Origin of the sequence: Vibrio sp. 10N.247.310.23 (assembly GCF_041467155.1) — a bacterium.
Lineage (GTDB): Bacteria > Pseudomonadota > Gammaproteobacteria > Enterobacterales > Vibrionaceae > Vibrio > Vibrio crassostreae_C.
This window is the reverse complement of the sequence record NZ_JBFSTZ010000016.1, coordinates 1-13479: the sequence shown is the minus strand read 5'-3', so window position 1 is coordinate 13479 and position 13479 is coordinate 1. Positions and strand designations below refer to the sequence as shown.

General features: G+C 45.6%; 3 protein-coding genes. All 3 read right to left on the bottom strand.

What is annotated here, in order from left to right:
* Positions 1-30: 30 nt before the first annotated feature.
* Complete coding sequence (locus AB6D93_RS13465; RefSeq protein ID WP_102333942.1) at positions 31-1356, bottom strand: HlyD family type I secretion periplasmic adaptor subunit; 1326 nt, start codon at positions 1354-1356, stop codon at positions 31-33.
* The gene (locus AB6D93_RS13460) at positions 1349-3508 is read right to left on the bottom strand and encodes a type I secretion system permease/ATPase (RefSeq protein WP_108150883.1); all 2160 of its coding nucleotides are present in this window, start codon (positions 3506-3508) and stop codon (positions 1349-1351) included. The genes AB6D93_RS13465 and AB6D93_RS13460 overlap by 8 nt, the downstream gene beginning before the upstream one ends.
* Before the next feature lie 33 nt (positions 3509-3541).
* A partial coding sequence (locus AB6D93_RS13455; RefSeq protein WP_408063621.1) for an Ig-like domain-containing protein occupies positions 3542-13479 on the bottom strand: 9938 nt, incomplete at its 5' end.

Here is a 13479-nt window from a genome sequence, read left to right as displayed (position 1 = left end):
CTTCCTTTTATATTTATGCTTTAACCCACTTCATCGTTCACGAAGTGAGTTTTCCTTAGCTCGTAAAATAGGTTTTAACCAATAACTCAATACTGTTTTCTCTCCGGTTAATATATCGACCGCGACTTGCATCCCTGGGATAATGCTAAAGGCAGAGTTTTGTTGCTGGTCTTCGTTTAACTGAATATGGGCACGATAATAGGCGTTTCCGTCTTCCGTTTGTAAGGCGTCGGCACTCACGTAAATCACCTCGCCTTTAAGTCCGCCATAAATGACGAAATCGTAGGCCGTGAATTTGACTGTTGCACCTAACCCGTTATGAACAAACGCAATATCTTGCGGAGAGATTCTCGCTTCAACAATCAGGTCACTGTTTGATGGAATGATCTCAATGATCGGCTCGCCGGGACGAACTACACCACCAATGGTACGCACAAAGATCTCTTTGACTGTGCCATCAACGGGCGCGACAATTTCAGTACGCTTGAGTTGGTCGGCAATCGCCTGCTGGCTTTCGTTCAGCTGCGCTATCTTGCTCGCCACTTCATTCAACTGGCCTTGCACTTTGGTACGAAAATCTAAAGCGATACTTCGATGATCCGCTATCGACTCTGAGTAGGCAGCTATCTGCTTCTGCGCTGCTACTTTTGAGCTAGCAATATCACCTTTGAGTTTGACTACATCACGGTTGAGTTTAAGTAGCTCAACTTCCGCAACAGCACCGCTCGCTACCACGTCTTTCAGCATGTTGCGCTCACGAATCACAATCTCGAGGCTGCTTTCAAGAGTCTGGATATTGTTAAACGTATCGACACGAGCTTGGTCTTGTTGCTCGATACGAAGTGCCGCCTCTTCCAGTTCAGACTTCAACTGTCCTAAACGTTCTCGGTAGTTCGCCTTGGCATTCATTAACGCAGGGTGGCTTGATACATCAACCGCAATATCTTGAGGCACCAAGACCACTCGCTCATACCACTCTTTCGCATCGTTATTTAAAACGACCGTCGACAGCTCAGCCTTTAATCTTAATTGCTGAGCAAGCAAGGTATCCGCTTGTTGAGCCGACTCTAAAAACGCCGCCTTAAAACGTGTGTCTTCTAACTTAGCTAGAGGTTGCCTCTTCACTACAGATTGGCCTTGTCGCACCATGATCTCTTGAACCAGTCCACCTTCTAAGCTCTGAATGGTTTGCACCGAAAGACTTGGAACGACTTTACCTTCACCGATCACGACTTCTTCTAATGTTGCCCACGTAGCCCAACCGATAATTGATACAATGAGTAGAGCACTCAACCAAATCAGCTTTCGAGAGCGGAATGCTAAGTGGTTGTTGGTCCATTGAATATCATTACTCATGACGACCTCCCTTCACCACAGATACCGTCTTAAACCGGCTCGTACCTTTAGGTACACTTTTCTTCTGTAAAGAGAGAATTTCTTTAGGCTCACCTTCTGCCACGATTTGACCTTTATCCAATACAACAACACGATCACACATCATCAAGAATGAAGATTTATGGGAGCTGATCAGCATTGAGGTTTCTCTCGGCATACTTTGAAGTGCATTGAAGAACTGAATCTCGGCCTGATTATCTAGCGCGCTGGTTGGCTCATCCATGATCAATAACTTTGGACAACGATACAGAGCTCTCGCGATGGCAACGGCTTGGCGCTGACCACCAGAAAGTAACCGACCACCCTCACCGACAGGTGTTTCAAGGCCATTGCTTAAGCGCCCCATATAACCGTTGAGGCCGGACTGTTGTAGCGCTTGTCTTAGTTTTTCTTCGTCAACATTGGTTGCGCCCAAGGTGACGTTGTCGTAAACACTACCAAAAATTAAGTTTGTGGTTTGCCCAACCCAACCCATGCCACTGCGCAAGACACTGGTTGGCCATAATTGTCCATCAATATCTTGGTAGAAAGCTTGTCCTGTTGTTGGCAAATACTGGCGCGCAACAATCGATAGTAGAGTTGTTTTACCCGCGCCTGCCGCGCCGACAAGACCAACTCGCTCACCCGGTTTGATCTCTAGGGAAATCTCCTTTAATGCAGGGCTTTGAGTCTCTGGATAAGTAAACGTCACTTCATCTAACCTAACCCCACCATCAAAGTCTCCTTTGTCGATAACTTGGTGTTTGGACTCTTCCTGAGGTAGCTCCATAATCTGATTCAGCCCTTCAACGGCCGAACGTGTTTGCTGGAACCTCAGCAATAGAAGAGAAAGCTGGTTCACCGAACTTGCAGCGCGCCCACTCAACATCACAACGGCTATCAAACCACCCATACTCAGCAAGCCTTCAGAGATCTGATACACGCCGAAGATGATCAGAGTGATGGTAACGATCTGCTGACTGGACTGAATAGAGTGCGTCACGATATTGGAGTAATGACGAGATTGAGTCTGCCATTGAGAGAGCGACGAAATCGTCTGTTCCCAACGCTTCTGGGTAATACCCTCAGCATTGTTTTGCTTGATATCCGGAAGGGTTGTTAAGCAATCAAACAGCTGGGCTTGTCTTTGTGTCGAGAGACGTGCGGTTTCATCGAATGTTTTCTCTACTTTACCTTTCATCGCAATGCTCAGCACAATCAAGACCAACATGATCGCAACAGGGATAAACATCATCGCGCCACCGAGCCAACCAATAAGGAACAGGAACAGCAAAGTGAATGGTAAGTCGACTAACGTGACCAAAGAAATAGAAGTGAAGAAATCTTTCACGCTATCGAAATCTTGAAGCTGTCTGGCAAATGCACCTACCGATTGAGGTCGATTTTCTAACTTCATACCGAGCACTTTAGAGAACAGTTGAGAAGACAACTTGTTATCAATATAGCGCCCAGCCATGTCAGTCACAGAGCTTCGTGAGCTTCTCAATACCCAATCAAAAATAACAACAATACCAACACCTGCCGCCAGAACCCAAAGCGTGTTAAACGCTTGGTTCGGAACCACGCGGTCATACACGTTCATAGTAAAAAGAGGCACGACTAGCGCGAGCAAGTTGATCAAGAATGAAGCGATAAACAGGTCTCTGTACCAAGGTTTTACTTCTTTGACGACACGCCACAACCAACGGGTGTTGGACTTATTCTCGCTGCGTTCATGGGATTGAACGCGAGCATCATCGAGAGCTTGAGCACCCACTTGCCAAACATACGATTCGACTTGAGCAACCAATTCTTTTAATGAAGTTTGTTGGTTTGAGTTGGTTTCGCAATCCAATACTTGAAAGTCGTCACCGGAACCTTGAGTGACGACAAGGGGGCTCCCTGTCGCGGACTCAACAGCAACAACAGGGAACTGACATTGATTCAATAATTCTTTTTTAACGTGGCTCAGCGTTAACCCCGATTTCTCAATCGCTCTTGGAAAAAGGGATTCATTGAGCCTGCCTTCATTTAAAGGTAGGCCAGACACTATTTTGGAAGGGTGACTGCGAACATTAAAATGCTCACACAACCACTCAACACAAGCTAGCCAGCTGTCTTTTTGTTCTACCAATCTAAACTTCCTTTTATAGACTGTACATCTAACTTACAGCGTTAAATTATTGTCTTCTATCATTTTTTGTAAAATTTGTGCTTCTAATGCACTACTACTGTCACCTTGATACAGATCGTCGTACGTGACATCAGCTAGCAAGATGTTTTGTTGAACGTCTTCGTCACCATTAGGTTTAATAGAAATGGTCACACCTTCACCAGATTCTTCTAAATCTAGATATTGTGTTGCCCCTAGCCCTGTATTAAGCCCTAGGCTTCCCAAAATACCCGAGAGGTCAATTGCATCAGTGTCTGGAGACGCATCAAAATCTTGAATCACATCGTAGCTTGGTGCTTCTGCACTCCCTAAGCCTGAAGATGCGAACACAAAATTGTCAGAGCCTGTACCGCCAATCAACAGATCGTTATCATCTGTCGCGGTAATCGTAGAATCCCCTTCAGCGACAAACTCAATCGATACGGTTTGGGGTAACCCGACCGCTTGGTTATTGCCTATCTCTGCAGACGGCTCTATCGTTAGGTCAAATTGATCACCACTGTTGTAGCCCCCGGTAATCGCTAGGTTAGGCACATCTGCCAAGTCCACCACATATTGACCATCGACCATAGAGCCGTGTGAGAACGTCAAACCTGCGGGAATATCATGAATTGTAATGAAGCCCACTTCTGAATCAGCAGGGTTTACAAGAGAAAGGTCTAAACCAAGAGGAATCGTGCCACTTGCTTCTGCCACGATCGAAGAATATTCAACGCTCAATAACGGTGCATCAGGCTCTGGTGTGATAATAAGCGTCATGTCTTGCGAGCTCGGGTCACCCGTGTCGACCACTAACTCACCGAGTACCGTATTTTGATCAACCGTTCGGCCGGTAATCGTAATATCGAGGTTACCAAACGCATCGCCTGCAAAGAATTCGAGCTCATCAACAGAACTTGCTTTAACGAGGAGCGTCGCCTGTATGATGCCACCAACACTGGTGAAAGAACTGGTTTCTGATCCAATTCGAATTCGGTCTAACCCAACTAACCCTGATGGGTCCGAAGTTCCATTCACTGTTACCGTAATTGCTAAAAACTCATCACTGTTAGTTTCAAAGCTATTGGCATCAAGAGGAATCACGATGCCATCATCTTCACTTCCAGTGAGCTGTTCAGGTAAATCGAAGAACTCAACTTTGTCACCTATAGGGTTAACACCTACAGTAAATTCAGATTGTGTATAACGGATATCCGTCGTACCAATTTCTTGAGTAATCGCCTCTAGAGACAGATTAATGTCACCACTAAAGTCTCTTGGTGGCAGAATGACTAGATTAGATAACTGACTTGGATCTAACTGCCACTCATAGGTAGGGTTTCCATCGAAGGTACCGCCATCAGCACCATTGTTTGGAACCAACTCATAGTTGTCTCCGATTTTAATCGCGACAACTGCGCCTTCAGGAACTCCCTTCAACGAAAGCGACATGTTTTCAGAACCATCTTGGTCAATCAGCTCTGCGCTAAGTGATGACAACGAAATGTAATTATCTTCATCTCCGATAATATCCTCTGTTATCAAGTTCGCCGCATCAGCGACTGGCTCAACAGTAATAGTCACGACCGTCGTTTTATCTTGCGTATCCGTTTCTGTCACGCAATCCGCTTCATCGGTAATATTTGCTGTCACAGTGAGGGTAATTTCACCACTGTAATGCTCAGGTGGCGTAACTAACACATCACTCAAGCGGCTAGGATCCGTTACCGTCCAAGTACCATTGCCATTATCAACTAACAAGCCAGTATCAGCAGGACTCTCCGATAGTGTTACACCATTTGATACTGTGATGGTCAGAGAGTTAACTGTCTCCTTGCCAGTAGCACTATTGCCTTCACCCGTGATTAACTGACCGTCTTCAACGCTATCTCCAAGAACAAGCTCAAGATTAAGATCCGTGGCGATGTCTTCTTGAATCGTTGTCGAATCCGTGGCAACGGTGATGTCATCCACAACAGGCAAGACTTGAATACTAATAGTTTGAGCTGTCGTTACAGTCTCACCATTACACGGCGAGGTTTCAATCGTCTCTATCGTGAAATCAATACACCCAGCGAAGTCTTCGTCCAATCCAGTTAACGTCAATTTCGAGAGGCCATCGGCAGTGATCGAGTAACCGACTACTTCGCCAGCCGCGTCATATTCCGCAATAACACCATCACCCGAAATCTCGACGCCTTCAGGAAGAGAATCGGCAGGAATATAGAAAGAGATCGTATTGTCTGGGTCACTCGCTACATTAGTATTGAGCAAGCCCGTTAAATCGATATCTTCACCTTCATTAGTCTTAATATCACCACCCGGTTGAATGGGACTTGGTGGGCCAACAGGGTCACAAGTACCGCCACCGCCGTCATGGCCAGTGATCTGAATTTGGAATGAAGTATCAATATACTTCGAATCTTCGCCATCAATCACACGAGCACGAACCACAATATCCAGTACCGGAGTATCACTTGGGCTGGAAATCGTCGCATTATCTAAAATGTACGCTGCGAGCTCTTGGAAAGAGTCACTCGTTAGCCCATCCGCCGATATGATCCAATTCCCAGAGCTATCTTGCGCAGCACCATTAGGGTGCTCAACAATCAACGAATAGCCGTCGGGAATCTCGATCAAAATATAATCTAGGTACTCTGACCCATCGATATCCGCGTCGACGAACGTCACGGCGTTAGAGATATCAACAGGCGAGCCATCTGTACTCTGTAACAGCTCTGTAGAGCCTTCTAATCGAGTATCTAGCTCGACACGAGCATCAACAGTCACGCTTATGGATCCGGTAATATCTTTAATATCCGTTGCACCAGTTGGAGAGGTATCCGTGACTTCATAGGTGATAGGAATTGAGAATGTTCCGCTTAAATCTTCTGTCGCTGTAACAGAAAGCCTGCCGCTGCTTAGAAGATCCGAAAGCGTTGGCGTTGTTGAGTCCAGTAGAGTATCCAAATCTAAGCCTGAAGCTGGGACCTGAATAACACTCCCATCAAAATAAAGAGTGAGATCTGCAGGTAGGCTATCAATGACATATCCCGTCAAGGATTCGCTGCCATCAATATCCTGATTCACTGAAGGTTCAAGGTTCAGGCCGATTTGACTGTCTTCGATGCCTTGAGTACTGACCACTTGACCGTCTTCTTGATCAACGACCGGCGCTAGCTCTACTTTAAGTGTCATAGGAAACTCGCCCGAATCACCATCGGGCTCAGTTGAGATAGCAATAACGGTGAGTTCTAATTCACCACTAAAATCAAGAACTGGCTTGAGATACAGATCATCCAGTTGAGCGTTAGAGACTTGGAATACGGGCCCTGTCACATCATCAACATACGCAATCGTCAGCGATACTGGTTCACCCAACGCATCCACCAGCAAAGTGCCTTCAGGAATGTTAGTAAGCAGTATGTTGATCTCTTCTGAAGCATCGTCATCCGTCGTTTGTATGAGGAAGTCGAGCTGTATTAACCCATCTTCATTCAAGACCGATTGGTTGCTGATGACTTTACTGTCACTGTCGTATTGCCAATGACCATTACCACCGTCTACCGCGATAGGTTCATCCACAACACCTTTCAAAAAGATATTGATGGTTTTTGTATCACTTGACGCTTGCCCATTGATAGGAATAAGTGAATCGATCGTCGACTCAGTCGCTATTGCTGTTACGTCTATTGACAGATCTTCAGTAAAGGAACTGATGTCTTCTTTAGGCTGAATATAAGCAACACCATTGGCGATAGCTTCGGCAGTGACTGAATAGGAATTATTGCCTATCTTTGCGGTACCATCACCTTCAACAGACCAGCCATCTTGAACTTGGATAATATAAGTTAACGATTCAGAACCATCGGTGTCCGCCAAAGCGCCTTCAATAACGTCTTTGAGGTAAATAGCTTCATCCTCTAGTCCCTTGTAGTCTTTAACAGACACATGAGGAGTATCAGCATCAGGTGAAATATCGACAGTAACGGTATGTACAATACTTGCCGTTTTATCATCTGGGTCAGCGAATGAATTGCCAGACTCTGTTGCAACCGCAGTAATCTCAAACTCAAAGCGACCCGCTAGGTTGTCGTCAGCCCTGATTTCCATTTTATCAATCTGAGCCTGTGTGTAAGATTTCCCTTCTTTGACTGCGTTGCCATTTAACGTCAAATTCAAGCCGTCAGGAATCCCACTAATCTGGTAGCTCAATGTTTCTGACGTATCTTGATCCACCAGCTGAGCTGTTATGTCCAAACTGACTGGGTCTGAGTCATCTTCTACTGAATGATAGGAGAATACGGAAGCCGACCAATCCGGTGCATCAGCCACCGGTAAAACAGACACTGCAACATCAGCCGTCAGTTCTTTAGGATCCGTATCAGTGCTAATGATTGCGTTGATCGCTAGGATAACCGTTGAGGTGGTATTGGATTCATGAAGCGCGGGACGATAAGTCAACTGTCCATTAGGCCCAGTGAACTGACTATCAATCGCTGCCAATTGACTTCCAGACAAGGTGACCTTGCCGTCTACAACTTGAAGCAACACCCCATCAAGGTACAAGCTACCACCGTTTAGCGATGCTTCTGAGAACTCGATAGCAGTAACGGTTTCGCTTTGGTCGACATCGCCGGTTGCCACACTTACAACGATAATCGCGTCATTGTCTTCTGTGGTTTCAGAATCTTCATAACGAATAAAACCTTCGTTATCATCCAGTATGAGCTCCGCGTTACTTACCACTTCATCGCCGTCGGCATCTCGCACCAAATAATCAATATCATCGACGATCTTAGGATCGGCAGGATTAGTCGTTACATTGGGATTCGTGGTTAGTTGATAGCTACCATCAGGTGAAAGGGTAAATTGGCCGTATACGCTACCACTGTCAAAATCGTTGATTAGATCAATGGTTATTGGAGTATCAGCATCCACAAAGGTGTAGGTAGTACCGCGATAATCGAAACTTACAATAGTTGCTCCATCGGCACCTGCGAACTCTTCGGTTAGGAACTGTCCATTGAGGTCATCACCCTCAACCATTTCAATAGAACCGCTTCGTGAAGTTGGAACCGCATCCGTAACGTTGACTGAATAGATAGCAGGATCAGAGCTATCACCATCGGCATCAGTAACGACCAATTCAAAATTCACAGCTAGGTTGTTTTCACCATCACCCGTTGCATGATCGAGCGGCGCATACAGATTGAACTCTGTAGTGCCATCGTTGTTAAAACGAATTCGGAAGATATCGTTACCCGACGTATCTTGAGCGTAATACCAGCCATCGGCATTCACTTCTTGCAAAGATATCGCTCGTCCGCCACTGCTGTAACCGAGGGCATCAAAAGCATCGATGTTGATTGAAACGGATGCGATATCGTCCGATCCTTGGATAATAGCTATCGATGGACTTGGTTCTTCAGTCCCTGTTTGTTCCTTGTCACCAATGAGTCCATCTTCATCGACAGATATGCTGCCTACAATCGAGAATGCAGGATCCTTACCATCGTATATTTTAATATCTGACTCTTGAGTGGATCGCGAACCGTCTGAATCAATAACGACAACCGTTGTCGGTATATTCAATTCGGTATCTTTTAACCCAGTGCCATGGTCAATAGAGCGATATAGATCAATCTCAACGGCAACTGTACCGGAGGCATTGGCTTCTAGGAAATAGTCCGAAGGTAGACGAATCTGCATAATGACATCGCCATTACTTAATATCGCATCGAAACTGCCGTCACCATTGTCTCTCCAAGTTAAAGCTTCACCATTATGAGTAACGGCTTCCCCATCACCATCTAAAACCGCCTGACCGTTTGTCACATCAATACCAAGATAAACGATAGGATCATGCGATGCCGTGATATCCAAATTTACCACTGCGCTTTGTTTTACACTATCTGGTGTCGTATTGGCGATAGGGGTTTCAGATAGTTCAACAGTTCCACTTCCAATAAACGGTTCACCACCGTCAGTAATAGAGATGTTAAGGTCTAGTTTGGTTTCATCATTATCTGAATCGCGAGCAGTAACGGTAAAAGGAAGAGAATCCGTACCATTGGTTTGATCTAAGCCTTTATAAAGAGTGAAGACATAATCCACACTGCTGTCTACATCACCGGATGCGGGCGCGGCAAAACTCACAGTAAAGGCAACATCGCCACCCACTACTGGTCCGGCGTAGCCAGTCAATAATGTTCCATCCTCAGAAACAGTGTAATAAATCTGTTCACCGCCGCTGAAGAGCTGAGGTTGATCTGCTAGATCAAAGAACACACTGTCTAAGTAATCACTGCCAATCCCGATACTGAAGGTTCCGGTGCTACTGACTTCACCGACAGGAGCATTGCTTAAATCAGACTCGTTGACTGAAGCATTTGAATCAAGAACTAAACTCGGATCATTACCGTCTTCTATCACCCATGATATTTGGCCGTTTTCTAAAGCAGTGCCATCAGTATCTGTACCAATAATATTCAACGGAATCGTGAGTAAATCGCTGGTGATAACATGATCGAGTGGGCGTTCAATCACTAATACAATATCGGCAAGTACATTGTTCCCGTCGACCGTTGTCGTCATTGAAAACGAGAACACATCATCATCACCTTGCTTAGCTGTAATAATGAGACCATCTGCGCTGAGAGTATAAGTAAGTGCTGTAGCGTCGCCTCCCGAAGTGATACCTAATACTTCTAGTTGCGCGACAGTCTCAGGGCTAAATTGTATAGAATCTGGGTCTGGGTTATCCGAACCACCTAATATAGTAAATTGAGCATTGATGGTTTGCGAACCGGAGGTAACGTCGACTTCCGTCACCGTTTTCGAATCATCCAATATCTGTCCTGCCGCACCATCAGTGATATCAATGGTCGCCGTTGCAGAGCCAAAATCACCACTAGAGTCAGCGGCAACGTAATTGAAGATAACGGTATGGTCTTGGTTATGATCTAGATTTCGATTTGCTTCAAAGGTCCACTGGCCATTGGCAAATACGGTCAATACACCATCCCCGGTATTGAACACCGCAGGAGTTGCACCTGAAATGTCCTTGCTGACTCCACCAACTTCGACGCTACTAATGGTTAGAGCAGTATCAAGGTCAATGTCATTGCTAAGAACGTTGCCTGACGATATTTCACCTTCAACCATCGAGTAAGACTCGCCGAACAGCAAAGGTTCGGAATCTAGAATCGTGATCGGTAATTCGCCTAAAACGAGCTCAGTGGTTCCATCGTCATCAATCTGAAGACCTTCGATAATGATCGCCGTTTGAAGTAACTCTTCACCAGCTTGTTGGTCAACCGCTTGGTAAAAGGTGATCTCAACGGTATCTCCAACAATCTTAGCTTCGAAAACCAGTGTTCCATCGGTTCGTGTTGCTTTGAGCACTTGGCCGTCAGACTCTAATGCAATAGCGATAGATTGACCTTGAGACGTCACTCCCTCGGCAGAGACTTGGTTTGCACTAAAAGCAAACTCGTCAGCAAACTGAATATTGATGTCAGCAACTTGGGTTTGATCTCCGAAGATCCCGACCGTGCTTTCAGAAAATGAGACTGAACCTGGCAGTATAATACTTGGCATGTCATCGCTGACTTCATTGCCAATCGAATTGGCCACTCTCGCATCTATAATCCACTCAGTAGATGGGTCTAAGCTAGAGACATCAATATTCTCAACTAGCCAGCCACCGGACGCATCAACTACACCTTCAAAAGTCAGCGTTTGCGTACCATCATTGATCTCTATGTAGACAGGTAAACCTTCGGAAACATCGGTCGTACCCTGCATGGTGGTTAAATCACCACTACGAAAATCTAAGATGTTGAAACCAGATAAGGTATCAATATCGATAACAGGTGGGACGGTATCAATTTTTCCTGTCGAGTCTGTGCCCGTTGTTTCATTACCTGCAATATCAACGGTAACTGCTTCTACGGTAATGTTGCCATCCGCAAATGCAGACAGATCGACATCATCGATGCTCCAAGCCCCTGCAACAACTACGGTTTGTAACGTGATAGACTGATTATTGCTATCCGAAACTGTGACGGTAATAGGCTGTCCATTTTCTACATTTTGAACAACACCTTGTAGACGAACAGATTGAACCTCTTCAGTGTTGAGTATGTTGTCGGCATCATCGAATTTTGCTGTGATACTTGCCAGAGTATCCTTAACGATTATATCGCTAGAAGTAACAGTATTGCCCGCAACATCCGTAACGCTAGCCTCTACGGTTAAGATTCCTTCTGCAAACCCCGAATAGTCTTGACCTGTCAGCGTCCAATTTCCGCCAACTACTGTGGTCGTATAAACTTGGGAGACATTAAGGCTATCGGTAAGGGTAATAGTGATCGTTTGACCGTCTTCAACATCCTCAACCGTGCCAACCAAGGCACCATTAGTAATTTCGGCTAAGTTGTAATACTCATCACCAAAACCATCAAAATCGACACTGATATCCGCTAGCGTATCTTTGACGATGGTATCGCTAGAAGTTGCAGTATTACCCGCAATGTCCGTAACCGTAGCTTCTACTGTTAGCGTGCCTTCAGCGAAGGATGAATAATCTTGACCAATGAGACTCCACTCGCCACCAGAAACTATCGCGGTATAACTTTCTGACTTACCATCAACATCGGTGATAGTGATTGAAACTTCTTGGCCATCTTCAACATTGGTCACCGTGCCAACTAATGCGCCATTACTGACCTCGGCAGAGTTGTAATACTCATCACCAAAACCATCAAAATCGACACTGATGTCCGCTAACGTATCTTTGACTATGGTATCGCTAGAAGTTGTCGTATTACCGGCAATGTCCGTAACGCTTGCTTCTACTGTTAGCGTACCTTCAGCGAAGGCAGAGTAATCTTGGCCAGTTAGAGTCCACTCGCCACCAGTCACTGTCGCGGTATAATTTTCTGACTTGCCATCAACATCGGTGATAGTGATTGAAACTTCTTGACCGTCTTCAACATTGGTCACCGTGCCGACCAGTGCGCCATTACTCACCTCGGCAGAGTTGTAATATTCATCACCAAAACCATCAAAATCGACACTGATGTCCGCTAACGTATCTTTAACGATGGTATCGCTAGAAGTAGCAGTATTGCCCGCAACGTCTGTAACACTTGCTTCTACTGTTAGCGTACCTTCAGCAAAACCCGAATAGTCTTGGCTGACTAATGTCCATTCGCCATCAGAAACTATCGCGGTATAACTTTCTGACTTACCATCAACATCGGTGATGGTGATTGAAACTTCTTGGCCATCTTCAACATTGGTCACCGTTCCGACCAAAGTGCCATTACTCACTTCGGCGGAGTTGTAATACTCATCACCAAAACCATCAAAATCGACATCGATGTCTGCCAGCGTATCTTTGACTATTGTGTCACTGGAGGTCGCTGTATTGCCCGCAATGTCGGTAACCGTAGCTTCTACCGTTAAGGTGCCTTCAGCGAAGGCTGAATAATCTTGGCCGACTAATGTCCATTCACCACCAGTAACTGTCGCGGTATAATTTTCTGACTTGCCATCAACATCGGTGATAGTGATTGAAACTTCTTGGCCATCTTCAACATTGGTCACCGTGCCAACTAATGCGCCATTACCGACCTCGGCAGAGTTGTAATACTCATCACCAAAACCATCAAAATCCACGCTGATGTCCACCAGCGTGTCTTTGACTATTGTGTCACTGGAGGTCGCTGTATTGCCCGCAATGTCGGTAACCGTAGCTTCTACCGTTAAAGTGCCTTCAGCGAAGGCTGAATAATCTTGACCTGTGAGAGTCCATTCGCCACCAGTGACTGTCGCGGTATAATTTTCTGACTTGCCGTCAACATCGGTGATAATGATGGAAACTTCCTGACCATCTTCAACATTGGTCACCGTGCCAACTAATGCGCCATTACTGACCTCGGCAG

Coding starts and splice junctions, on each gene's coding strand:
- AB6D93_RS13465 (WP_102333942.1), bottom strand. CDS start 1,356: ATGAGTAATGATATTCAATGGACCAACAACCACTTAGCATTCCGCTCT.